The 22932-nt window shown below is 43.2% G+C and carries 25 protein-coding genes; 19 read left to right on the plus strand and 6 right to left on the minus strand.

Annotation, left to right across the window (positions count from 1 at the left end; all coding sequences use genetic code 11):
- The first annotated feature begins 24 nt into the window (after positions 1-24).
- A complete protein-coding gene (gene hemL / locus A9236_RS06440) occupies positions 25-1320 on the plus strand; it encodes a glutamate-1-semialdehyde 2,1-aminomutase (RefSeq protein ID WP_071464596.1) in 1296 nt (431 codons plus the stop codon).
- Positions 1321-1332: 12 nt separating this feature from the next.
- Here the strand turns inward: hemL and A9236_RS06445 are convergent, their stop codons facing one another.
- Complete coding sequence (locus A9236_RS06445; protein WP_071464597.1) at positions 1333-2172, minus strand: symmetrical bis(5'-nucleosyl)-tetraphosphatase; 840 nt, start codon at positions 2170-2172, stop codon at positions 1333-1335.
- A gap of 39 nt (positions 2173-2211) precedes the next feature.
- Complete coding sequence (locus A9236_RS06450; protein WP_071464598.1) at positions 2212-3684, minus strand: deoxyribodipyrimidine photo-lyase; 1473 nt, start codon at positions 3682-3684, stop codon at positions 2212-2214.
- 193 nt (positions 3685-3877) lie between these two features.
- On the opposite strand from A9236_RS06450, the gene A9236_RS06455 reads away from it, so the two are divergent.
- The 5 genes from A9236_RS06455 to A9236_RS06475 all read left to right on the plus strand — a co-directional run bounded on the left by A9236_RS06455 (position 3878) and on the right by A9236_RS06475 (position 7128).
- On the plus strand, positions 3878-4570 hold the full coding sequence (locus A9236_RS06455) for a YdcF family protein (RefSeq protein WP_236638734.1): 693 nt from the start codon (positions 3878-3880) through the stop codon (positions 4568-4570).
- Between the two features lie 114 nt (positions 4571-4684).
- Positions 4685-5224, plus strand: coding sequence for a YqgE/AlgH family protein (locus A9236_RS06460; RefSeq protein ID WP_071465099.1), 540 nt, complete (start codon positions 4685-4687; stop codon positions 5222-5224).
- Between the two features lies 1 nt (position 5225).
- Positions 5226-5627, plus strand: coding sequence for a Holliday junction resolvase RuvX (gene ruvX, locus A9236_RS06465; protein ID WP_071465098.1), 402 nt, complete (start codon positions 5226-5228; stop codon positions 5625-5627).
- A 32-nt stretch (positions 5628-5659) separates the two neighbouring features.
- On the plus strand, positions 5660-6160 hold the full coding sequence (pyrR, locus tag A9236_RS06470; protein ID WP_071464600.1) for a bifunctional pyr operon transcriptional regulator/uracil phosphoribosyltransferase PyrR: 501 nt from the start codon (positions 5660-5662) through the stop codon (positions 6158-6160).
- Positions 6160-7128, plus strand: coding sequence for an aspartate carbamoyltransferase catalytic subunit (locus A9236_RS06475; RefSeq protein WP_071464601.1), 969 nt, complete (start codon positions 6160-6162; stop codon positions 7126-7128). Before pyrR ends, A9236_RS06475 begins: the two co-directional genes overlap by 1 nt.
- Here A9236_RS06475 and A9236_RS06480 read toward each other — a convergent pair.
- Positions 7108-8031: a glycosyltransferase 61 family protein gene (locus A9236_RS06480; protein ID WP_071467808.1), complete on the minus strand. Its 924-nt coding sequence runs from the start codon at positions 8029-8031 to the stop codon at positions 7108-7110. The two genes, A9236_RS06475 and A9236_RS06480, sit on opposite strands and share 21 nt — an antisense overlap.
- Positions 8032-8117: 86 nt before the next feature.
- Here A9236_RS06480 and A9236_RS06485 point away from each other — a divergent pair, with 86 nt between their 5' ends.
- The 4 genes from A9236_RS06485 to A9236_RS11295 are packed head-to-tail and all read left to right on the plus strand — an operon-like array spanning position 8118 to position 11288.
- Positions 8118-9458, plus strand: coding sequence for a hypothetical protein (locus A9236_RS06485; RefSeq protein WP_236638738.1), 1341 nt, complete (start codon positions 8118-8120; stop codon positions 9456-9458).
- A gap of 11 nt (positions 9459-9469) precedes the next feature.
- Entirely contained in the window at positions 9470-10327 is an 858-nt protein-coding gene (locus A9236_RS06490; RefSeq protein WP_201721724.1) for a DUF6492 family protein, read from the plus strand.
- A 51-nt stretch (positions 10328-10378) separates the two neighbouring features.
- Complete coding sequence (locus tag A9236_RS06495; RefSeq protein ID WP_236638740.1) at positions 10379-11152, plus strand: glycosyltransferase family 2 protein; 774 nt, start codon at positions 10379-10381, stop codon at positions 11150-11152.
- Positions 11133-11288: a hypothetical protein gene (locus A9236_RS11295; protein WP_236638742.1), complete on the plus strand. Its 156-nt coding sequence runs from the start codon at positions 11133-11135 to the stop codon at positions 11286-11288. The genes A9236_RS06495 and A9236_RS11295 overlap by 20 nt, the downstream gene beginning before the upstream one ends.
- Position 11289: 1 nt before the next feature.
- On the opposite strand, the gene A9236_RS06500 is transcribed toward A9236_RS11295, so the two are convergent.
- A complete protein-coding gene (locus tag A9236_RS06500; protein ID WP_071464605.1) occupies positions 11290-12315 on the minus strand; it encodes a hypothetical protein in 1026 nt (341 codons plus the stop codon).
- The gene (locus tag A9236_RS06505) at positions 12308-13324 is read right to left on the minus strand and encodes a glycosyltransferase family 10 domain-containing protein (protein WP_071464606.1); all 1017 of its coding nucleotides are present in this window, start codon (positions 13322-13324) and stop codon (positions 12308-12310) included. Before A9236_RS06505 ends, A9236_RS06500 begins: the two co-directional genes overlap by 8 nt.
- 5 nt (positions 13325-13329) lie before the next feature.
- Here A9236_RS06505 and A9236_RS06510 point away from each other — a divergent pair, with 5 nt between their 5' ends.
- Genes A9236_RS06510 through waaC form a run of 6 tightly spaced genes read left to right on the plus strand, consistent with a single transcriptional unit; the run spans position 13330 to position 18894 of the window.
- On the plus strand, positions 13330-14271 hold the full coding sequence (locus A9236_RS06510) for a hypothetical protein (RefSeq protein ID WP_071464607.1): 942 nt from the start codon (positions 13330-13332) through the stop codon (positions 14269-14271).
- Positions 14272-14303: 32 nt separating this feature from the next.
- Positions 14304-15365 (plus strand): dTDP-glucose 4,6-dehydratase, encoded by a 1062-nt coding sequence (gene rfbB / locus A9236_RS06515; protein WP_071464608.1) that lies wholly within the window; start codon positions 14304-14306, stop codon positions 15363-15365.
- 13 nt (positions 15366-15378) lie between these two features.
- Positions 15379-16314, plus strand: coding sequence for a dTDP-4-dehydrorhamnose reductase (gene rfbD / locus A9236_RS06520; protein WP_071464609.1), 936 nt, complete (start codon positions 15379-15381; stop codon positions 16312-16314).
- 32 nt (positions 16315-16346) lie between these two features.
- On the plus strand, positions 16347-17285 hold the full coding sequence (gene rfbA, locus A9236_RS06525) for a glucose-1-phosphate thymidylyltransferase RfbA (RefSeq protein WP_071464610.1): 939 nt from the start codon (positions 16347-16349) through the stop codon (positions 17283-17285).
- Positions 17285-17860 carry a dTDP-4-dehydrorhamnose 3,5-epimerase gene (gene rfbC, locus A9236_RS06530; protein ID WP_071464611.1) on the plus strand — a complete coding sequence of 192 codons (576 nt, stop codon included), beginning with the start codon at positions 17285-17287 and terminating at the stop codon, positions 17858-17860. The genes rfbA and rfbC overlap by 1 nt, the downstream gene beginning before the upstream one ends.
- 32 nt (positions 17861-17892) lie before the next feature.
- On the plus strand, positions 17893-18894 hold the full coding sequence (gene waaC, locus A9236_RS06535) for a lipopolysaccharide heptosyltransferase I (protein ID WP_236638744.1): 1002 nt from the start codon (positions 17893-17895) through the stop codon (positions 18892-18894).
- Positions 18895-18899: 5 nt separating this feature from the next.
- On the opposite strand, the gene A9236_RS06540 is transcribed toward waaC, so the two are convergent.
- Positions 18900-20534, minus strand: coding sequence for a TolC family protein (locus A9236_RS06540; RefSeq protein WP_236638746.1), 1635 nt, complete (start codon positions 20532-20534; stop codon positions 18900-18902).
- Positions 20535-20642: 108 nt separating this feature from the next.
- On the opposite strand from A9236_RS06540, the gene A9236_RS06545 reads away from it, so the two are divergent.
- Genes A9236_RS06545 through A9236_RS06555 form a run of 3 tightly spaced genes read left to right on the plus strand, consistent with a single transcriptional unit; the run spans position 20643 to position 22931 of the window.
- The gene (locus A9236_RS06545; RefSeq protein ID WP_071464613.1) at positions 20643-21488 is read left to right on the plus strand and encodes an undecaprenyl-diphosphate phosphatase; all 846 of its coding nucleotides are present in this window, start codon (positions 20643-20645) and stop codon (positions 21486-21488) included.
- Positions 21489-21514: 26 nt separating this feature from the next.
- A complete protein-coding gene (locus A9236_RS06550) occupies positions 21515-21973 on the plus strand; it encodes a DUF2721 domain-containing protein (RefSeq protein ID WP_071464614.1) in 459 nt (152 codons plus the stop codon).
- Between the two features lie 22 nt (positions 21974-21995).
- Positions 21996-22931, plus strand: a complete 936-nt coding sequence (locus A9236_RS06555) for a UDP-glucuronic acid decarboxylase family protein (protein WP_071464615.1) — start codon at positions 21996-21998, stop codon at positions 22929-22931.
- The last annotated feature ends 1 nt before the right edge of the window (position 22932 follow it).

A 22932-nucleotide genomic window follows, 5' to 3' on the forward strand; every position in this document is an offset into this window, starting at 1 on the left:
AATAGATAAAAAATTGAGGTAAATGTGAGTCAAAACGAGGTTTTATTTGAGCGGGCACAAAAGACGATTCCGGGCGGAGTGAATTCACCGGTACGTGCATTTCGTCAGGTCGGTGGAACGCCTCGTTTTGTGACTAAAGCCAAAGGACCTTATTTTTGGGATGCTGACAATAAACGATATATCGATTTAATTATGTCTTGGGGTCCCATGATTGCAGGCCATGCAAACCCAGAGGTTGTTGAGGCAGTTCAAAAGGCTGCTGAAACCAGCTTTAGTTACGGCGCTCCAACCGAGGGTGAGATTGAGTTGGCGGAGCGGATTTGTGCTTTGATGCCAAGCGTTGAACAAGTCCGTATGGTCTCAAGTGGTACTGAGGCGACGATGAGTGCTTTGCGTTTAGCTCGTGGCTACACCGGTCGCGATCTTATTATTAAATTTGAAGGTTGCTATCACGGACATGCTGACAGCTTATTAGTTAAAGCAGGTTCGGGCTTATTAACTTTTGCGGATTCTACTCAGAATGCGCCATCTTCAGGTGGTGTGCCCCAGGATTTGGTCAAGCACACATTAGTGCTCCCATATAACGATGTTGAGGCAATTGAAGAGGTATTTAAAAAACAGGGCGACCAAATTGCAGCAGTCATCATAGAGCCTATTGCTGGGAATATGAATTTGATTCAGCCTTCAAAAGAATTTTTGAGTACCATTCGCAATCTGACAAGTCAGTATGGTGGCGTCTTAATCTATGACGAAGTCATGACCGGTTTTAGAGTTGCGCTTGGCGGAGCTCAATCGTTGCAAGGTATCGCTCCTGATTTAACTTGTCTTGGAAAGGTCATGGGCGGCGGTATGCCAATGGCAGCCTTCGGCGGCAAAAAAGAAATCATGTCTAAGTTAGCCCCTTTGGGTAATGTTTATCAGGCGGGCACCTTGTCAGGCAATCCAGTTGCTGTGGCTGCCGGATTGAAGACTCTAGAAATTATCTCAAGAGAAGGTTTCTATGAGTGCCTCACTGGCCAAACACAAAAACTCATGGCAGGCTTAAAGCAAGCTGCAGATAAAGCCAATGTGCCATTTGCAGTCGATAGTGTTGGTGGCATGTTTGGATTCTATTTTGCCAATACAGTCCCAAGCTCATATGAGGCTGTGACTAAAACGGATATTGAAGCTTTTAAGAAGTTTTTTCACTCGATGCTAGATGAAGGTGTATACCTTGCGCCATCAGCATATGAGGCAGGCTTCACATCCATTGCGCATGACAATGATGTACTTAATGAAATCATTTCTGCTGCAGAAAAGTCATTTCAGAAACTGAAATAAAAGCGCTATTCGTTACATCCTCAAGGGGTGGTCATAACCATCCACCTGAATAATCTCAGACTTTTTCATATCTTTGTTGGTGTCGGAGATTTGCATGGCAGTGAGCTTTCCGCCCCACACGCAGCCAGTATCTAGACCAACAACATTATGCTGACGCAATAATCCTAGGGTTGACCAGTGACCAAAGTAAACGACAGTATCTTGCGTTTTTCGCTTGGGTACCTTGAACCAAGGGATGTAACCCTTGGGACCATCCTCTAAACCTTCTTTGCTTTCAAATTCCATTTGACCGCCGGGTGTACAAAAGCGCATTCTGGTTAAAGCGTTAGTGATGACTCTTAAGCGCTCATAACCTTTCAGAGAGTTGCTCCACTTATTCGGCATATTGCCATACATATTTCCCAGAAACTCTTTATAAGATTTGTTGCGTAGGGCCTTCTCAACCTCCTGCGCACACTCTATTGTTTGCTGTAAATCCCATTGTGGAAGAATGCCAGCATGTACAGTCAATACATTGCCATTGCTAAGAGCCAGCGGACGTTTGCGCAGCCAATCGATGAGCTCTCTACGGTCTGAGGCCTTCAGAATGGGCTCTACTGTATCTAAACCCTTAGTCTTGCGAATACCAGCGTCAATTGCCAGAAGATGCAGATCATGATTACCCAGAATACATTCTGCACGACCAGATTCTTGTAGGTTTTTTAGCTGGCGCAATGCTCCCAGTGAGTCCGGGCCGCGATTGACTAAATCTCCCAAAAAAATCATTTTTGATTGCTTGGGTAGCTTCTTAACGAGGGCTTTGAGTGAGGGCGCACATCCTTGAATGTCACCAACAGCGTAGATCTTGCTCATACTCTATCTTAAAACGGATTGATGTTGGGTGCGCTGTGCCTAGCTCACTTTTTTCACAACGCTATAACGTACCAAAGTCTTTTTTCGAGCTTCATCGTGATCAACCACGGGTAGTGGGTAGTCACGTCCCAAGACAAGGCCAGCGGCTTCCAGTTCGATATGACCAGCCTTCCAGGGTGCGTGAATTGACTTCTTGGAGAGCTTTTCTAATTGCGGTAAATAGCGACGAATGAATTTACCCTCAGCATCAAATTTTTCTGATTGGGTAATCGGATTGAAGATGCGGAAGTAGGGCTGGGCATCGCAGCCTGAAGAGGATGCCCACTGCCAGCCACCATTATTGGATGACAGTTCAAAATCATTGAGGTGCTCGGCAAAGTAGGCCTCACCCCAGCGCCAATCGATTCCCAGATCTTTGGTCAGAAAGCTTGCCACTACCATACGTAGACGGTTATGCATATAACCACTTTGATTTAGTTGATGCATAGCTGCATCTATCAATGGGTAACCTGTCTTACCTTCACACCAGGCTGTAAATAGTTTTTTAGCTAGGGCGCCACTTTCCCAGGCGATATTGTCGTAGTCCGGTTTAAATGAAGCGCCGCTAGCCAAGCGTGGATGGTTAGACAGAATCATGAAATAAAAATCTCGCCAAATCAGCTCGCTTAACCAAATAGTGGCACCCATACTCCCTGCAAGCATGCGACGGTGAGCTTCACGCACTAAACCCCGAATGGAGAGCATGCCAAAGCGAAGATGGGTTGAGAGATAGCTCACCCCCTTGATTGCTGGAAAGTCCCTACCGATTTGGTATTGGTCAATACGTGAGAGAAAGTCTTCCAAAAACGCTTGCCCGCCTTCAGACCCAGGGGGAAGGTAGGTTTCAATACCCGTAGGGCAAAAGCCCATAGACTCTAGCGAGGGCAATGGCAAATCTAACTTTTTGGGAATGGGGGCAAATTGTCCTGCCTTAGGTTTGCATTCATAAGCAGCGAGATCTTTTTCTTGTAGCGTCTTGAGCCAGTTATTTTTGTAGGGAGTGAAAATAGAAAAGACTGTATTTGAATTAGTGAGAATTTCTTTCTTCTCAAAAATGACTTGGTCTTTATAGCTTTCAAACTGAATGTCTAACTTTTCTAATGAAGTCTTGACTAGCTCGTCTCTGGCAATGGCGGAAGGCTCGTAGTCATGATTGGTAAAGACTGTTTCAACACTCAGCTCTTTGGCGATTTGAGGAATGCACTCAGTCGGCTTGCCGAAGCGAACAATTAGTCCACCCCCAAGTAACTGGAGCTCATCATCAATTTGCTTTAGTCCTTGCCAGATGAAATCCACTCGACGGTCATGTTTCAGGCCTTTTGCATCGAGTTCACCCTGAATCAAGGGTTTGAGAATGTCAGTATCAAAGATAAAAGTCAGCCAGACTTGCTTACTTTCTTTTAGCGCGTGGTGAAGCGCTGCATTGTCATACAGGCGGAGGTCTCGGCGGAGCCAAACAAGAGCTTTTTCCATAGCCCCTATATTAGGGCTAATTGGGAGAATTTGTTGAGGGAGACCCTACCCAAAAGGGTTAAGATCGTAATTCATTATGGATACGATCTTTTTTATTCTGTCGAAGGTAGTGCAGTTCTGCATAGAACCGTTGAATTGGGTGATTGTTTTTGTTCTTCTGAGCTTAGTGTTCCTTTCCCTCAGAAAATCGCATTTGTGCAAACACTTTCTACTGCTTGCTTTACTTGATCTGCTAATCGTGGGATGGCTGCCCACATCTGAATTAGGTTTAAGGGCACTAGAGGATGCAATTCCAAAAACGTCATTAGAAAATTTCTCTGAAAACGATTTTGGCGGAATCATCATCTTGGGCGGCGCTATTGAGGGTGGTCAAATAGCCATGGATCGTGGCGAAATTTCCATTTACTCATCCGCCGAAAGGGTAACCAAGGCTTTTGAGCTCATTCGAAAGCATCCTGACCTCCCTTTTATTTTTAGCGGCTACTCCGGTCGCATTAATCCCAAGGGATTATCTGAGGCTGATGCATTCAAGCAATTGATTGCCGAGCAGGGATTGAGTGAAAAAATGGCTCATTACGAGAATCAGTCCCGCAATACCTATGAAAATGTTCTCTTTATGAAGCCGATGATTGAGGAGTTTGGCTTAAAAAATGAGAGTGGGGTACTAAAGCCCTGGCTACTGATTACCTCTGCTAATCATATGTATCGATCAGTCAAGATGGTTGAAAAACAAGGCATTGTTGTTATTCCAGTTCCTGTGGATTATCAAACGGCTCATCGCCTTAGTTGGATTTCATTTGACTTGGAGGACGGTATTCAAAACTGGAATAAATTGCTTCATGAAGTAATTGGTATTTCTGTCTATTGGATTACCGGAAAAATCTAGATATTCGGTAAAATAGTCCATATGACTACGGCCAACAAAGCCTCCCACGATTCAGACCCAGCGTCTTTGATCTCCTATTCAGCCGATCACCTAGCAAATCAATTTCTTATCGCTATGCCTGGCATGGTAGATCCTAATTTTTCAAATTCGGTTATTTACTTGTTTGAGCACAATGAACAAGGTGCAATGGGTCTGGTGGTGAATAAACCTACCGAAGTCAATTTGGCAAATTTGTTTGACAAGATTGAACTCAAGTTGGAGATTGCACCCTTGCTAGAGCAGCCTGTCTATTTTGGGGGGCCGGTTCAGATCGAGCGCGGCTTTGTGCTTCATGAATCTAACCCTCATCTTTCTTATAGTTCCTCCTTAATTATTCCCGGGGGTCTTACTATGACTACCTCTAAAGATGTCCTTGAGGCGGTATCTATTGGCAATGGCCCTAGAAAATTTTTGATGACTCTGGGTTATGCAGGTTGGGGTGCTGGCCAACTTGAGGAAGAGATTACTTTAAATGGTTGGATGAATGTACCTCTGTCGCGCGATCAAATGATGGAGATTATTTTCAATACACCATCAAGTCAGCGTTATGAAAAGACCATGAGCCACCTCGGCTTTGATTTGTCGCATCTCTCTGGTGAAACAGGGCATGCCTGAGATGACTGCAATCACGGTTATGGCTTTTGATTATGGAACACGTCGCGTTGGTATCGCGGTGGGGAATTCAGTAACCAAAGCAGGGCAAGCATTAAAAACTATTTCAGCGCCCAATATTGATGTACTTTTTCAGGAGATTCAGGCGCTTGTAAAAGAGTGGCAGCCTCAACAATTAATTGTGGGGCGTCCAGTTCACCCTGATGGGGTTGAGCATGAAATGACTATTAAAGCGACCCGCTTTGGTAATCAATTGCATGGAAGGCTCAATTTGCCAGTTACTTGGGTTGATGAGCGCTATACCTCTGCTATTTTGGAGGGCGACTCCAAGATGCGGGACAATCTAGATGCACATTCTGCAGCTTTGATTTTGGAGCAGTATTTTGCAGAACGACCACTGGCTTAAGTTGATTGGAATATGGAATCACTGGTAAACGAATGAACGCTGAACTCTTATACGGAAAATTACTTGAGGCCTTGCGCAAAAGAGCGCAGGCAGGCTCTTTTGAACTTGCTGGTTTAGCAATGGGCGGCGCTTGGATTGCAGAGCGCTTGGCCAAAGATTTAGATTTACCTCACTATGGCGTGATTAATGTTGCTTTTCATCGTGACGACTATGCTGAAAAAGGCATGACTGCTTTACGCACTGCAAGCACCATGACTACCAATCTGCCTTATGAAGTTAATGGCGCTAACATTATTTTGATTGATGATGTCTTACTAACTGGTAGAACAGTGCGAGCGGCTTTGAATGAGTTGTTTGATTTTGGTCGTCCTGCGCAGGTCGAGTTGATGGTCCTTGCAGATCGCGGCAATCGGGAGCTTCCAGTTTGCGCAAATTTTGTTGGCGAACAAGTTCAGGTGCCTGAAAATCAAATCCTAGTTTTAGAAAAAGATGTAGAAAATAAATTTAGTTTTCAGCTTGAGGAGCGTGAATAATGGGTTCTGGGGCTAACTTAGTGAATCAATTTAATGCCGCCGGAGAGCTCACCCACCTCTTAACCTTAGAGGGCCTGCCTAAAGAGCAGATACTGCATATTCTCGATACCGCTCAACAGTTTGTGAGTGTGACGGACCCCTCTAGAGAGGTAAAGAAGGTGCCTCTATTGCGTGGTAAGAGTGTATTTAATCTCTTCTTTGAAAATTCTACGCGTACTAGAACGACTTTTGAGATTGCTGCCAAACGTTTATCGGCCGATGTCATTAACTTAGATATCTCGACCTCTTCCACCGCAAAGGGTGAAAGTCTTCTCGACACTATCGATAACTTGGTCGCGATGCAGGCGGATATTTTTGTAGTGCGTCATAGCGTCTCAAGGGCGCCAATCGAAATTGCTAATCATGTACCAGCCCATGTACACGTTGTGAATGCCGGTGATGGCAGTAATCAACATCCAACGCAAGGTTTGTTGGATATGTATACGATGCGGCATTTTAAGCAGAATTTTAAAGGCTTAAAAGTAGCGATTATTGGAGATATTGTGCATAGTCGCGTTGCTAAATCCAATATTCATGCGTTGACCACTTTAGGTTGCGAAGATATTCGTGCGATTGGTCCGGAGAGCTTATTGCCGAGTGATCTCGATATGTTGGGCGTGAAAGTCTTCCACAGCATGGAAGAGGGTTTAAAAGATGTTGATGTAGTGATGACCTTGCGCATTCAAAAAGAGCGTATGGAAGTTGGTCAAGTGCCCGAAGGGGATTTATTCTTTAAGCAATATGGTTTAACGCCTTCACGCCTAGCAATCGCTAAATCCGATGCAATCGTGATGCACCCGGGCCCAATGAATCGTGGTGTTGAAATTGACTCTATAGTGGCAGACGGTCCTCAATCCGTAATTCTGAATCAGGTCACTTTTGGCATTGCGGTGCGTATGGCGGTAATGTCAATCGTGGCGGGCAATTAAAGCTTTTATTGCAGTCTCAATTTGTTGATCAAAATAGACATGGCTGTCTAATATCAGCTCGTCTTGTGCTGCAGCGCTAGAGTGCTCGAGATTGTTGCTAATAATCACATTGAACTTGCATAGCTCAGATAGGCCAAACAGCTGAGCCCAGGAATTATTTCTATGTGGGTTGATTTCTAAAACTTGCACATTGTCATCTAGAAATAATAGATTGAAAACTCCTGCACCCACCATATAGGTAAAGGTACCTGCGCTTGCTAGCGTATGAAGATAGTCTTTGAAGCTAAGCTTTGATAAAAAGACTTGGTCAATAGAGTTTTCTTTTAAAAACGCCTGATCAATATTCAGCAGGTTTTTACGGCTAAGTTCATTCCTGCCATAGATTAAATTTTTGGTTCGGAACTCAGATATACCATGTCTTGCAAAGCAAATTGCTTTAATTTCACGGCAAATTTCGCGATAGTCGGGGTATATTTTTAAATCCCTACCTTCAGGCGTCACAATCAAGTTCGAGAATATATACGCCGTGTCGTAATCCAAAAAGACAAGATCTTTGGGGGGAATCAGGGACTCTAAAAATTCTCTTTGGAATGAATTCTCTTTAATTGAAACACATACCCTTTTTTTATTTTTTCTCCACTCAACATAAAAAGGAAAGAAAATATCATGAAAAAAATGGGCAATGTTATCCGTATGAATCAGTAATAAATAAAATTCTTCACCTTGTAGATTTTTTGTAACTAAATTAATTGGCAATAAAGACCGGCGCTTGAAAAACCGAATGCGATCATTTTTTACTAAAATCTTTTTCTTGGTATAAAGCTGCTCCTTATAAAGAATGAAGTCAGCGCTTCCTGCTAGTGAAAATAGTAATTTTTGGAAGAAGTCTTTAATTTTGTACATGCATTTTTAATATTCGATGTGTAAGAGGAAGCCTACTATAATTCTAGACACTATCGTGATTTTAAGTGGTGATTTGAGGGTGCCGATTGAAGGTTAAATCTATTGCGCAACAGAAAAACTGGCTTCTTCTATCCCATGCTTTCAATATGGACGGTAGGGCGGCTAGCTTGACTATTACCGATAAGATTCCCTATTTCTTGAAAGCTGGCGTTCAGCCAATCGTTTTTAGCGCTATTACCGGTATAAAAGATGATCGTTTTCCACATAAGCAATTTTTAGCGTGGGGACCGGCAGCATTTCGATTTGATTTTCGGCACTGGGTCGCAAATCAATATGGGCGCGGTGTCCTTTATAAGCTTCTGACCAGAACTGTTTCCATTCTTTTGGCTCCGCTGATTGCCATTGAGAAACTTATTCTTGGTTATTCAAGTCAATGGTCTTGGGCTCTTCCGGCTTTTGTACGTGGCTATATTTTAATTAAAAAGGGTAAGGTTGATGTTATTTACTCTATTGGAAGTGCGTGGTCGGCTCATTTAGCTGGGGTGTGGCTAAAGCGTGCAACTGGGCTGCCATTAATATCTGAGGTGCACGATCCTCTAGTTATTCGTAAGAATCCTAATGATCAAGGCTTTGAGAAGCCCAAGAATCGTGATGCTCGCTTTCGCCACTATTTAGAGGGGCAGCTCTGCAAGCACTCAGACTATGTATGGTGGTTTACGGAAGGCGCCCTTCATTATGCAAAAGTAAGAAATCCAAATCTAAATACCGTCAATAATGCGGTTGGTTTTGTAATCATGCCTGGTGCCAATCCTCCGGGTGAGATGCAGGGTGAGCCCCAACATCGGTATGGAGACTACTTAAATTTATGCCATTTTGGTTCTTTAGCGAATGATCGATCGCTCTCCATTGTTCTGAATGCGGCTGTTAAGCTCTTTGAAAAATACCCAGAGGCTAGAAAATATCTTCGCGTGCATGCTTATGGCGCCCCCTTGGATTCTCTATCTCATGAGGCTATTAGTCGTTATGACTTTTCTGATGTCCTGATTGCACATGGTCGACTAGAGAAAGATCCCCTTACTGGAAAGTCTGGACGTGAGCGCGTTGCAGAAAAAATGCAAGCAGCAGACGTGTTAATTTTGCTCCATGGAAATGATGAGTGGTGTGCAGAATACATCCCATCAAAATTCTATGATTACTTATGGTCTGGAAGGCCTATTTGGGGCATCACCCATCGCAATCCGCAGTTGGACCAAATGCTGTTAGATCGTAAATCGTACTTAAGCGCTGATGGTGATGAAGTAGGCATTGCCATGGCCCTTGAAAAAATTTGGTTAGACTGGCAGCAAAAGCAACTTCTACAGCCAATTTGGCGACCAATTGGCGTTGATCAGGCGGTTAGCAGTATTCTTTCCCATATTGCTCAATAAAAGGCCGTATCTTGAAAGACATCGTTCTTTACTGCAAATCCTATCGCAAAGATTTTCTGCGCTTAAAGCGGCTATTGCAGTCCGTATCAAAATTCAACGTTGACCAAATTCCATTTTATATTTCAACTCCTAATGCAGATCGGGAATTGCTCATTGAGTTGATTGGTAGAGAAGGCTATCACTGGGTAGCAGATGAGTCGGTTATTCAAGCCAATTTGAATCTAAAAAAAGGTATTGAAGAAAATAAGTCTGGCAGTCTTACGCAGCAAATTATTAAATCTGAATTTTGGCGTCTAGGTTTATGTGAAAACTATGTTTGCTTAGATTCAGACTGTATTTTTATTAAAGATTTTTTCAAGGCTGATTTTTTAGCGCCAGACGGCAATCCTTATACGGTTATTTATCAAAATAAGGAATATTTTCAGTTCGCTATTGATCGTGGATTCTCTAAAGCCCCTCTGCAACTGATTGCTGAAGGCAATCGAGTAAAGCAGTTGTTTGGTCGTCAAGGACCTAATTACTACTGCCCTTGTCCGCCCTTTATTTGGTCGGCAAAGGTATGGAAATCTCTAGAACAGTCTTATCTCAAGCCAAAAGAAATTACGTTTTGGGATCTGTGTACTCCAAATCATCCGGAGACCTTACTTTACTTGGAGGCTTTGCTAAATTTCCAAGCCATTCCATTGCATCCAATTGAGCAGCTTTTCCGAGTCTATTACTATGATTGGCACTACTTTTTACTGCGCAGAATTGGTGAGACTCCTGCCAAAATAAAAGAGCATTATTTGGGCGTGATATATCAGTCAAGCTGGGATTTGAGTCTGGATTACGGTGCTAGCCAAAAATCGATTTACTCTAGAGCGACTTAAAAAAGTAAAAAGATTTGGTCGATACTTGCAAAGTTTTATCTGATGATCGCGATGCCATTAATTAGCGTGCTGATGCCCGCCTATAACTCTGAGTTATACATAGCTGAGGCTATCAAAAGCATTCTTAATCAAAGCTATCAAAATATTGAGTTAATTATTTTTGATGATGGCTCCTCAGACAAAACGCGTCGAGTGATTGAAAGTTTTAGTGATCCTCGTATTATAAAAATTCTTTCGGATCAGAATTATGGTGTTGTGAGAGCGCGCAATGAGATGATCGATAAGGCGCGGGGACAATATATTGCGCTCATGGATGCGGATGATATTGCTGATCCTTCGCGCCTTGAAAAACAGCTCGCAAGCTTGGAGAGCGGCGAGTCTGATTTGTGTGGAAGTGCGCAATGGGTATTGGATGAGGTCACTGGCCAGTTAAAAAAATCAAAAGATAAATTTACAGACTCTGATTTACGCTCGTTATTGTCTGTTTACTGCGGACTTTGTAATTCTGCCATGATGGGTAGGGCGGAAATATTTAAACGTTTTAAATACGACACCTCTATTCTGACTTCAGAAGATTATTACCTATGGGTACAGATGGCTGCGGCAGGTTATCGTTTCTTGAATTTAAAAGAACGTCTTATTACCTATCGTCGATATCCAGCTCAAACAAGCTCAATTCATCTGGATAAATTTAAGCTCACCACCATTGAGGTGCAAAAAAAAGTATTTAGAATTATTGGGAATATCCTCCGAGCTTTATCCGCACCAGCTACCATGGCCAAAGCGGGTAGCTGCTGGAGCGGGTTTGCTACGTGCTTTAAATAAACAATTTCCTGGAATTTCTCTGCAGGCTAATTCTGAAATCTATGCGCGCTTCCAGTACCGGAAAAATGGTTTGTGGACACCCTTCACGCGCTTAGAGCGTCTATTGCTGGCACTTTGGGCAACTTTGGCAAGTTAATTTAAAGATATTGCTGTAAATGTTTTGTAATCTGATCTTGATTTAACTCTGATTGCAATCCTGATACCTCAAGTAATCTATCGGCGCCTCTGTAGGAATGCCACATTTTTGGCATGATCTTCACATGTTTACCAAGCATTCCTGCTAAATGGCTCATGCCACTTTTTGAGCCTATGAAAACATCTGCATTTAATAAATGATGGAAGGTGCTCATAAAATTACTATCAATATACTCATGAACTTCATAAGAAGTATCCCTGAAGTGCTCCCTCCAAGAGAAGGGGGCTCCATTTTCTGAGCGATATTGACCTTCTTTCCCCTCGCTAAAAATATGGATTGCTAAATCCTTATGTGTATTCTGGGTTACTAAATTAATCATCTCCAAATACCAGGCATCCGGTAGCATTCTTGATGACAAGTCTGAAAATTGACGGCCAGGCAATAAGTCGCCTCTTCTGATGTGAACGGCAATATTTAACTTATTCCGGTTGAACAAAAGCGGAATAGGGTAAGACTCTCTTGCTTTTAAATAGAGATTCAAAAACCAATCCTTGGTTGATGCATACTCGTAATCGCCAAAACGATTGTTTCGAATCCTAAATGCAGTATTGGGCTCCGGATGGCTTTGAATAAATTGATCTATTACCTTATAAATGACTGCGTCACTTTGCTCATTTGAGGGAATATGAATCTCAAAATCCGGTAAATCAATTAGCTTAATTTCACCATATTGAATCCTCTTTTCAATCTCTTCGCGGCTAGGTAAACATGCTTTTGGATTCAGCATTTCATTGAGATCATTCCCAATGTTATGTGTTTCGTCCCCACGCTTTCCTCTGAGTTTCCGAAGAGATTGTTTGAGTTTCCATTTAAAAGAATTGCTGTGAGACTTAGTAAGCTGGCTTTCTGAGTAGGCAAATTGTAATTGGTTGCGAGTTGCAATCTTGAGGGCTCGATTCATGATGCCCATAGAATGGCCAATACCCGCATCGGGGTTATCGTAATCCAGCAGGAATCGATTACCCATTATTTAAGTCTTTAAGAATCTGATTCATGATGGTTGCTACGTAAGCAGTAGTATCAAATTCCATCGCCTTAGGGCTCAAAAGAAATTCACGAATGTTATTTTGATAGTTTAAATATTCAAGCTCATTGATGCTAAGCAAATGGCGATGAACTTCTTCAGTATTCTTAAAATTTCTTCTGTCGATGAAGCAAGATCTTGGGATATGCTTGCTAATCGTGTGTGATCCCCAATAAACCGGTACGCAGCCCCCAAAAAAACAATCGAATATTTTTTCGCTAATGTAGTCGGGAAGATTGGCTACATTTTCATAGCAGTAGGCAAACTTTGTTTTGCGGTAAATGGATTCTTTATCAACAACTTCTCCCGCATAACTTGGAAAAGGTTTGTATCCAAATATTTGAGTTGCTAAACGCTTTAGGCGCCGCAATATTTTTTCAGAGGCATTAAATGCGGGTTCAGGCTTTCCCCATCCAAGGCCGAATAGTGAGAAATATTGAGGGGCATTTTTCTCATACCAGCGAATAACCTCTAAGCGCTCTCTATAGAGATCATTTTCAAGGCCTTTCGGAAAAGCTTTATTGGCATTAATAATGCAAGAAAAGATGGACCTCTCGGAAAAGGATGGTGTGATATTGCTTCTAATTTGGTTGGGTATGAATACGTGGCGGACATTCGGCAAATCAGCAAAGTTGGTATTCCAAGTAAATACGCCATCAAATTGTCTGAGGTAGGTTTTGTTCTGGTTAGGGGGGCAAATGTAGGGATTTTCGGTGGCAATGAGGTATTTTTTGCCAGAAATTTGATCTAAGGCTTGGCCGTCATGCAAAATGCTAAAAGCGATCTCGCGGCCTTGGTTAACATCCGGATTATTTAATTCAACCCCGTGCTTTAGAAACTCTGATCTTAGTAATCTATTGGTAAAAGTGGGGTTATAGGTATGATGTTTATCAATTTCCTCAAAAGAGGCATTTTTTACCCTATCTGGTTGATAGTAATTGGCAAATAACATTTGATATGACTCTATTTAAGCTTCAAAACTCTAAACACAAAGCCATTGCAGATTCCAAAATTTTGCTGGCTGGCCCTATTAGAAATGTAGCGCATACGATTCAAAATGAGGTTGAAACCTTGGTTGCGAGTCTTGGGAACTTCAAAGAAATTGATTGCTTTGTAGTGGAAAGTGATTCTAGTGATAATACCGCGAAAAAATTAGAAGAACTACAGGGCGTCATTAAAAACTTCTCTTATATCAGTGTGGGCAACTTAAGTGATAAGTATCCTAGGCGCACTGATCGCATTGCCTTGTGTAGAAATATTATTATTGATGCTGTAGCCTCAAATCCGCAATTTGCAGATATTGATTACATTGCAATGGCTGATCTTGATGGCATGAATTCATTGGTCACGCCGGAAAAAATTGCCCAATGCTGGGAGGTGGAGGAGCCATGGGATGTGATTACAGCCAATCAGTTGGGTGAGTACTATGATATTTGGGGTTTAAGTCATCCCTATTGGAATCCAATGGATTGCTGGGAACAAAAGCGCCAATTAGAGAATATTTTGGGAAATGACATGGCTGAAAATATTGCCGTCGGATCCAAGCAGTCCCCCATTGATCCGCGGGCTGATCTTATTGAGGTGGATTCAGCATTTGGTGGATTAGGCATCTATACGCGTGAAGCCTTTTTAGCAGGTAGATATGCAGGGACTGATGATCAAGCTAATGGCATAGATGTTGCAGACCATATCCCTTTTCATCGTGACTTAAGAAATAAAGGCTATCGTATTTTTATTAATCCTGCCTTAATTAACTGCGATAAGACCCCCGGTGGCTCAGTAGAAAAAGTTCAGCTGCCTAAGCCTAAGGGTGGACTAAAATTAGTGCAAAAATTGGGTATCTTTTTATTTGGGAAAAAGCGCTTTAATAAATACCTGCAAATACTACAAACGCCATAGTTAAAATTGGCTAAATTAATAAAGATAGAGCAATGATTTTAGTAACTGGTGGGGCAGGATTTATTGGGGCCAATTTTGTTTTAGATTGGCTCTCTTCTTCTAGTGCTGAGGGCGTGGTTAATTTGGATAAGTTGACCTATGCTGGTAATCTTGCCAACTTGCAAATTTTGGAAAATGATCCCAGGCATATTTTTGTGCATGGCGATATTGGCGATAAAGAGCTAGTTGCAAAACTATTGATAGAGCACCGACCGCGAGCCATCGTCAACTTTGCTGCTGAAAGCCATGTAGACCGCTCTATTCATGGCCCTGCAGAGTTTATTCAAACCAATATTGTTGGTACCTTCAATTTATTGGAATGCGCGCGCGAGTATTGGGGGAATTTGAAGAGCTCTGAAAAAGAAGCGTTTCGTTTTCATCATGTATCTACTGACGAGGTATATGGATCATTATCGGCAACAGATCCTGCTTTTAGTGAAACCAATCCCTATGAGCCCAATAGCCCCTATTCAGCATCTAAAGCTGCCTCAGATCATTTAGTGCGTGCCTGGTTTCATACCTATGGATTCCCAGTGGTGACAACGAATTGTTCAAACAACTATGGTCCTTATCACTTCCCTGAGAAGTTGATTCCATTGGTCATTCTCAATGCCTTAAATGGTAAGCCTTTACCAATTTATGGTGATGGTCAACAAATTCGGGATTGGTTATACGTTGGAGATCATTGTTCAGCAATACGTGAAGTGCTGGCAAATGGGCGATTGGGAGATACCTACAACATCGGTGGCTGGAATGAAAAAGCCAATCTAGATGTAGTAAAAACAATTTGCACAATTTTGGATGAGCTTCGGCCACGCTCTGACGGCAGGCCTTATGCCGAGCAAATTACTTTTGTAACAGATCGTCCCGGGCATGATCGTCGCTATGCGATTGATGCAAGTAAGCTTGAAAAAGAGCTTGGGTGGCGTCCTGCGGAAACGTTTAATACGGGTATTCGAAAGACGGTGCAGTGGTATTTGGATAACCCAGACTGGGTTGATGGGGTAGTCACGGGTTCTTATCGCGACTGGCTTGAGAAGCAATATAAAAACTAATCAATATCAATAAATGAATATTTTGGTCTTCGGAAAAGATGGACAATTAGGTCGAGCTTTTCAGGATCAACTTCACGCTTTCCAAGCAAGTCAGGACAATGCTATTCATTTTGTGGGTCGTGCCGACTGTGACCTTAGCAATCTGGATTCTCTAAGAAGCTTATTACACTCGTCTCACCCTGACGTGATCATTAATGCTGCCGCATATACCGCGGTAGATAAGGCTGAATCAGAAGAAGAATTAGCATTTGCCATTAACGCTGAGGCGCCTAAATTAATGGCTCAGTATGCTGCTAGGCGTGGTGTATCGCTACTGCACTTTTCAACTGATTATGTATTTGATGGATCAAAGCAGACTTCGTATACGGAGTTAGATCAACCCAATCCTCTGGGTGTGTACGGACAATCCAAGGAAGCGGGTGAGCGCGCCATCGTAAATGCTTTTGTAAATGGCGAAGGTCGGTACGCGATTTTGAGAACTAGCTGGGTATACGGGGATGGCGGTAATTTTATTCGTACGATTCTTCGTTTGGCAAAAGAGCGAACAGAGTTGCGTGTGATTGAAGATCAGTTTGGTGTACCAACAAGTGCTCAGTGGTTGGCTGAGCTTGGTACGCAATTAGCTTTTAGTCTAGCTCATAAAAAATGGAAGTCGGGTATTTATCATGCGGTACCGCCTGGGGAGGTCAATTGGTATGGCGTGGCTAAGTTGGCTGTCCAGTCTGCTATTGATGCTGGTGTAAGGCTTGAGGCAAGCCCAGCCAGTATTAAGCCAATACCAGCCTCTGAATACCCATTACCAGCTCCACGGCCAATGAATTCTCGGTTATCCACAGATAAGCTTCAAATTGAGCTGAAACGCTTGGGTCTTGTGTCAAAATTACCCCATTGGAATACGCCATGGGATGAGCAAGTTTCCACTTACGTCAAGAATTTACCTGTAAATTGATGTTTGCTTTATCCCATTAAATAAGGGTAAAGATGGCAAATAGTCATACAAAAAATCGTAAGGGAATTATTCTGGCCGGTGGTTCAGGTACCCGTCTTTATCCTGTTACCCAAGCAGTTTCTAAGCAACTCATGCCGGTTTATGACAAGCCGATGGTCTACTACCCGCTAACTACTCTCATGCTAGCTGGCATTCGAGATATTTTGCTAATCTCCACCCCTCATGACACACCTCGTTTTGCTGAGTTGCTAGGTGATGGTTCGCAGTGGGGCTTAAATATTGAGTACTGCGTTCAACCTTCGCCTGATGGCTTGGCTCAAGCATTTACGCTGGGCAAAAACTTTATCAATAATCATCCAAGCGCTTTAGTGCTAGGAGACAATATTTTTTATGGCCATGAGTTAGTGGCTAATCTTGAAAGCGCAGATGAGCGCGTAAGTGGAGCAACGGTATTTGCCTACCATGTGACCGATCCCGAGCGCTATGGTGTAGTGGAGTTTGATAAAAACTATAAGGCAATCTCTATTCAAGAAAAGCCATCGCAACCAAGGAGCAATTACGCAGTTACTGGACTCTATTTTTACGACAATCAAGTGTGCGATATCGCCAGCTCAATTAAGCCGAGTGCCCGTGGCGAACTTGAGATTACGGATGTCAATCGCATCTATCTTGAAAAAGATCAATTGAGTGTAGAGATTATGGGGCGTGGTTTTGCTTGGTTAGATACCGGAACACATGACTCCTTACTAGACGCGGCTGGCTTTATTGCTACCTTGCAAAAGCGCCAAGGTCTCATGGTTGCTTGCCCGGAAGAGATTGCATACCGTCAGGGTTGGATTGGTGCTGAGGCAGTACAAAAGGTGGCCTCCCAACTGAGTAAGAATAGTTATGGTCAGTATCTAATCAAAATATTGAATGAGATGAAAAGTGGTGCGCAACCTATTTCTTTATCATCTAAAAAGGTTAGTTAATGCCAGGTTTGAAACAGCACCCTAAGATTTCAGCAACATCCACTGCAATTACAGATGTTCTTATTATTGAGCCCAAATTATTTGGTGATGAGCGCGGCTGGTTCACTGAGTCATTTAATGCGCAAAATTTTGCTGAGGTAACTGGTTTAAACGTCAATTTTGTACAGGATAATCATTCGTTTTCTCGTCAGTCTACCTTGCGCGGTATGCACTATCAGTTAGAAAAAACACAAGGTAAATTAGTGCGTGTGGTGTCAGGTAGCGTCTTCGATGTAGTTGTAGATCTACGACAAAATTCGTCCACCTTTGGAAAATGGGTTGGAGTAGAACTAAGCGCAGAAAATCATAAGCAGCTTTGGGTTCCCGCTGGATTCGCGCATGGATTTTTAGTAGTGTCACCAACAGCTGAGTTCTTGTATAAAACCACAGACTATTACCATCCACAAAGCGAGGTTTGTTTGGCATGGGATGACCCTTCAGTTGCTATTCAATGGCCCTTAAGTTCAGGAGTGAAGCCTAATCTCAATGCTAAAGATTGTGCGGGTCTCTCTTGGGAGCAAATCCCGAAGTTTTAATGGTTAATTCAAGCGAATCCCCCAAAATATTATTGGTTAAGTTGTCCTCTTTAGGGGATGTTCTCCATAACTTACCCATTGTTTGGGATATTCGCGCTCGTCTGCCTCATGCCCATATCGATTGGGTGGTTGAAGAGGGATATGTTCACCTCTTGAAACCTTTGCTTAGTCGAGATGGCTTTAAAGGTATTGATCGAATTATTCCGTTTGGTTTACGTCGCTGGAAGAAATCACTATTCTCACTAAACTCCTGGAAGCAATTTTTTGCTTTCAAAGATGAGCTCCAAGAGGTGAGCTATGACGTCATTATTGAAACCCAGGGACTATTAAAATCTGCTCTCGTTTGTGCGTTAGCAAAGAAGAGTGCAGATGTAATAGTTGCAGGACTTGCCAATGCCACGGAATTTTCTGGTTATGAGCCAATATCAAGAGCGTTTTACAACCAGTTAGTTCAAGTTCCATTCCACTGTCATGCTGTGGATCGCTCGCGCTATGTCACCTGCTCAGCTTTAGATTGGGAATTGATCGATAGGGCTGAAAAAGCGCAGTTTTATCCCATCACATACCTTGAGTCGATTGGCGCCCAGCCAGTTGCAACCCTAGAAAAACCCTATATTTTGTTCTTTCATTCCACCGCAAGAGCAGCCAAGCGCTGGGATAACATCAATTGGATTTTCCTAGGTAAGAAGCTTTCAAGTCTTGGATATCAAATCGTGCTTCCCTGGGGAAGTGCTGATGAGAAGGCTATTAGCGAGGAATTGGCTATGCAAATTTCAGGTTCATTGGTACCGAACGCTTTTTCTATTGAAGAGGCATTTTCAGTAATCGCTAATTCAGTATTGGTAGTTGGGGTTGATACCGGCTTGACCCATTTGTCTGCAGTGCTGAATAAGCCTACTGTGGAGATTTACTGTGACTCGCCTAGATGGAAGACAGAGGGTTACTGGTCAGAGAAGATTCGCAATGTTGGTGATATTCAAAACCCACCAACTACTGAAGAAGTGACAAAAGCGGCTTTAGATCTACTTGCTTAATCTGCTTAGCGCAGCAAAGCGTTAATCGAAACTAAGTCTTCATCAGTTAGCGCGGCAGCATGCGCTTTCAGCTTGATGGCGTTGAGAATGGTGCTGTAGCGAGCCTGCTGTAATTGAGATCTAGTGGTAATTAAAGTATCAAGCGCGATGAGGACATCAATATTAATCAAGGTACCCACTTGGAACCCAAGCTTGCTAGATTCAAGTGCAGAGTTCGATGAGCGCTCAGCAGCTTCATAAGCCTTGACGCTAGCCAAGCCACCATAGAAACCTGTAAATGCTGCACGTGTATTTTGTGCGGCTGTGCGACGTGCATTGTCATAGTTCGCTTTCGCTTGATCTACCAATGCAGCATTTTGGCGAATCACCGAGTTATTAAAGCCGCCAGAAACTAGAGGAATTGCAAGTTGTAGTGCAATGGTGTTGTTGTACACATTGGTATTGGCTGGCGTATAGCTATTGGGCGTTCCGTTTGAAGTGTTATAGCCGCTTGTACCCACGAAATTAAGTGATGGATAGTTCAATGCTTGTGAGGCACGATAAGTGCTCTCAGCAAGACTGACTGTTAGTTGACCTGCCAGAACATTAAAGTTGGCTGCTTCAGCCTGATTAATCCAATCTTCCAAAGTTTGGCCAGGCGGTAGTTGCGGATTAACACTATCTGCAATCGGATTGCCTTTACCGTCTTTAATCTTGGTGCGTGGGTCTTTTAAGACACCATCAATTTTGGCTTCCTTAACGAGAGGTCTTAGTGGCCCAACTGGGTGACCCACCAATTGCTCTAAAACACCACGCTTTACTACTAAATCTGCTTGTGCACCAATTTCTTGAGAGGTTGCCAAATCAAGCGCTGCTTGTGCAGTATTGACATCGACTATCGTTGCTAAACCAGCATCAAACTTTGCTTGAGCGGCATCGAGCTGTTGCTTGATTAGACCTTTTTTGTTCCTATATAGCTCGACATTATCTTGACTAGTGAGCGCATCAAAATACGCTTGTGAAACTCGAATAATTAAATCCTGTTGCGCTAAATAAAAACGCATATCTGCAATCTTGGTGTTGAGATCGCCTTGTTTAAATGCTTCGAGAGCGCCCAAATTAAATAGCGGCTGCGTCAAAGTAACGGTGTAATTCTTCTGATCGAATACGCGGGAGTTCCCCGGGCCTGTAGCTACAACCGTTTGGCCAGCACCATGCTGGTAGTAGCGGGTAGCTCCGGGTGTGGCATTAGCTTGTGGCAGCAAAAGCGATAAACCTTGCCAGTACAGCTCTTTGCTAGCGACATAGTTAAAGCGCGCGGCATTTAATACTGGGTCACTGAAAGCTGCCTCTTGATAAAGTTGGATGAGGTCAGTCAGCTGACCCTTCTGATCATTGGCATTGCCCCCATTTACGCTTGAGGGTGCTGAAGTGTTGGGTAGGGCTGCTTTGGTCGGTGCTGGTGCAATTTGAGGCGGTAACTCTAGCCCTATCAATGAAGAGGCACTTATTGGGGTAGGCAGGGCGGGTTTAGTCGCACTGCTCGGGCTTTGGGCAAAGACCGTAGGACTCCAAGAGCTTAGGCCGAGCGCTTGGGTCAGGACTAAGCCTAAGGTGGCAAGTCGAGAGAGGCGAAAGCGGGCTGGGGTCATCAAATTCATCTACTTTTAAAGTGCATGAAGTTTAAGGCTAAATTGCTTTAAACGGGTATTTGAGCTCAATTTTGCCAAAAGTGCTCAGAGTATTCATATACCTATAAAATTTACCCTATGGATCTAATATTGTTGCTAAAAGCAGTCATTCTGGGGGTAGTAGAGGGCTTCACGGAGTTTTTGCCGATCTCTAGTACTGGGCACCTGATCTTGGTTGGGGATTTGCTTAATTTTAATGATGAGCGTGGTAAAGCCTTCGAGGTCATTATCCAATTCGGCGCAATTTTGGCTGTGTGCTGGGAGTTTCGAGAAAAGCTCCTGAAGGTTGTCCATTCTATTTTTGCCAGCGCTAATTCCCGCCGTTTTGTTTTGAATCTATTGATTGCTTCGGCTCCAGCAATGGGTCTTGGTTTCCTATTCGGAAAGCACATTAAAGCAGTATTGTTTTCGCCGGTACCGGTTGCAACCGCTTTCATCGTCGGTGCATTAATTATTTTCTGGGCAGAACGTCGCCAGGGGAAAATCAATAACGGTAATAGTCATATCCATTCCGTTGATGATCTCTCATACTTAGATGCATTGAAAGTTGGTATTGCGCAATGTGCCGCATTAATTCCAGGTACATCCCGATCTGGAGCAACGATCATTGGTGGAATGTTGTTTGGCTTACCACGCGCTGTTGCTACTGAATTTTCTTTCTTCCTCGCAATCCCTGTGATTGGAGGCGCTACTGCTTATGAGTTATTAAAGCTTTGGAAAAATCCTGTGAATATCTCTGGTGAATTCAGTCTTGCCATTGTCATTGGATTTGTAGCTGCGTTTATTTCTGCCTTTGTGTGTGTGCGCTGGTTAATTCATTACGTAGCACACCATAATTTCACCCCATTCGCCTGGTACCGTATCGCCTTTGGCTTGTTGGTGCTGTTGACATCCTATACCGGCTTAATTGCCTGGTCGCATTAATTATTTAATAGATTAGAAAGTTCAGTATGGATGTATCAATTGACGCAATCACGAACAATATCCAGTTAGCCTTAGCGCCAGTATTTTTATTGACTGCTGTTGCCACTTTGATTAATGCAATTTCTGGCCGTCTAGCCAGAACAGTAGACCGTATGCGCTCCATTCAAAAAATGCTTTATGAGGGTGGCGTCAAAGATGAGCAGTCATTAAGGCATATGGAGGTTGAAGCAAATGAAGCCAAGATCCGTGGCCGCTTATGTACTGCCGCTATCTTTTTTGACGTGTTAAGTGGCGTATTTATTTCCCTGACAGTTCTTGAGCTATTTTTCTTTCAGGCTGGTGCGGTACGGTCTTTGCAAACTAGCTATGTCATTTGGACCTTTGTTATGGGTCTGATATCCTTCATGACATCCTTGTTGATTGTTTTAGCTGAAGTGGTTTATGCCTATAGATCCGCCGGCTGGAGCGCCCCTAGAAACTATTAATACATCTCTCTCATTTAAAAATATGAACAAAATTCTCATCACTGGTGGTGCTGGTTTCTTGGGTTCACACCTTACTGAAAAGTTGCTCAAAGAAGGTAATGATGTATTGGTGGTTGACAACTACTTTACGGGCTCAAAAGCCAATTTAGCGCACTTATTGCCAAATCCCAATCTAGAGCTCATGCGTCATGATGTGACCTTTCCGCTCTATGTAGAGACCAATCAGATCTATAACTTAGCTTGCCCAGCATCTCCAGTACATTACCAATATGATCCAGTGCAAACGACTAAGACTAGTGTGCATGGTGCGATTAATATGTTGGGCCTTGCTAAAAGAACTCGGGCTCGCATCTTGCAAGCCTCTACGAGCGAAGTGTATGGTGACCCAGAGGTGCATCCCCAGCCGGAGGAGTACTGGGGTAAGGTTAATCCGATTGGTATTCGCTCTTGCTATGACGAGGGTAAGCGTTGTGCTGAGACCCTCTTTTTTGATTACAACCGCCAACACAATTTAGACATCAAGGTCGTGCGCATCTTCAATACTTATGGTCCCCGCATGCATCCGAATGATGGTCGTGTAGTGAGTAACTTTATCGTGCAAGCCTTGCAAGGCAAGGACATTACGATTTATGGCGATGGTCAGCAAACCAGAAGCTTTTGCTATGTCGATGATTTGATTGATGCCATGGTTAGAATGATGAACTCTGAGCAGGGCTTTACTGGCCCAGTCAATATTGGCAATCCAGGTGAGTTCACCATGCTGCAGTTGGCTGAAACAGTGCTCAGACTCTCTGGTAGCAAATCAAAGATCATCCACCAAGCCTTGCCGTCCGATGATCCAAAGCAGCGCCAACCGAATATTGAATTAGCCAAAGCGAAGTTAGGTTGGCAGCCCAAAGTGAATCTTGAGGATGGCCTGAAAGAAACGATTGCCTACTTTAAAAAGGTTGTAGCGTAAT

The organism is Polynucleobacter sp. QLW-P1DATA-2, assembly GCF_001870365.1.
Lineage (GTDB): Bacteria > Pseudomonadota > Gammaproteobacteria > Burkholderiales > Burkholderiaceae > Polynucleobacter.

Coding starts and splice junctions, on each gene's coding strand:
- rfbC (WP_071464611.1), top strand. CDS start 17,285: ATGCCAGGTTTGAAACAGCACCCTAAGATTTCAGCAACATCCACTGCA.
- A9236_RS06495 (WP_236638740.1), top strand. CDS start 10,379: ATGCCATTAATTAGCGTGCTGATGCCCGCCTATAACTCTGAGTTATAC.
- A9236_RS06540 (WP_236638746.1), bottom strand. CDS start 20,534: ATGAATTTGATGACCCCAGCCCGCTTTCGCCTCTCTCGACTTGCCACC.
- rfbB (WP_071464608.1), top strand. CDS start 14,304: ATGATTTTAGTAACTGGTGGGGCAGGATTTATTGGGGCCAATTTTGTT.
- A9236_RS06555 (WP_071464615.1), top strand. CDS start 21,996: ATGAACAAAATTCTCATCACTGGTGGTGCTGGTTTCTTGGGTTCACAC.
- A9236_RS06510 (WP_071464607.1), top strand. CDS start 13,330: ATGACTCTATTTAAGCTTCAAAACTCTAAACACAAAGCCATTGCAGAT.
- A9236_RS06480 (WP_071467808.1), bottom strand. CDS start 8,031: ATGTACAAAATTAAAGACTTCTTCCAAAAATTACTATTTTCACTAGCA.
- A9236_RS06475 (WP_071464601.1), top strand. CDS start 6,160: ATGGGTTCTGGGGCTAACTTAGTGAATCAATTTAATGCCGCCGGAGAG.
- A9236_RS06450 (WP_071464598.1), bottom strand. CDS start 3,684: ATGGAAAAAGCTCTTGTTTGGCTCCGCCGAGACCTCCGCCTGTATGAC.
- A9236_RS06445 (WP_071464597.1), bottom strand. CDS start 2,172: ATGAGCAAGATCTACGCTGTTGGTGACATTCAAGGATGTGCGCCCTCA.
- ruvX (WP_071465098.1), top strand. CDS start 5,226: ATGACTGCAATCACGGTTATGGCTTTTGATTATGGAACACGTCGCGTT.
- A9236_RS06505 (WP_071464606.1), bottom strand. CDS start 13,324: ATGTTATTTGCCAATTACTATCAACCAGATAGGGTAAAAAATGCCTCT.
- pyrR (WP_071464600.1), top strand. CDS start 5,660: ATGAACGCTGAACTCTTATACGGAAAATTACTTGAGGCCTTGCGCAAA.
- A9236_RS06550 (WP_071464614.1), top strand. CDS start 21,515: ATGGATGTATCAATTGACGCAATCACGAACAATATCCAGTTAGCCTTA.
- A9236_RS06500 (WP_071464605.1), bottom strand. CDS start 12,315: ATGGGTAATCGATTCCTGCTGGATTACGATAACCCCGATGCGGGTATT.
- rfbD (WP_071464609.1), top strand. CDS start 15,379: ATGAATATTTTGGTCTTCGGAAAAGATGGACAATTAGGTCGAGCTTTT.
- A9236_RS06460 (WP_071465099.1), top strand. CDS start 4,685: ATGCCTGGCATGGTAGATCCTAATTTTTCAAATTCGGTTATTTACTTG.
- A9236_RS06545 (WP_071464613.1), top strand. CDS start 20,643: ATGGATCTAATATTGTTGCTAAAAGCAGTCATTCTGGGGGTAGTAGAG.
- rfbA (WP_071464610.1), top strand. CDS start 16,347: ATGGCAAATAGTCATACAAAAAATCGTAAGGGAATTATTCTGGCCGGT.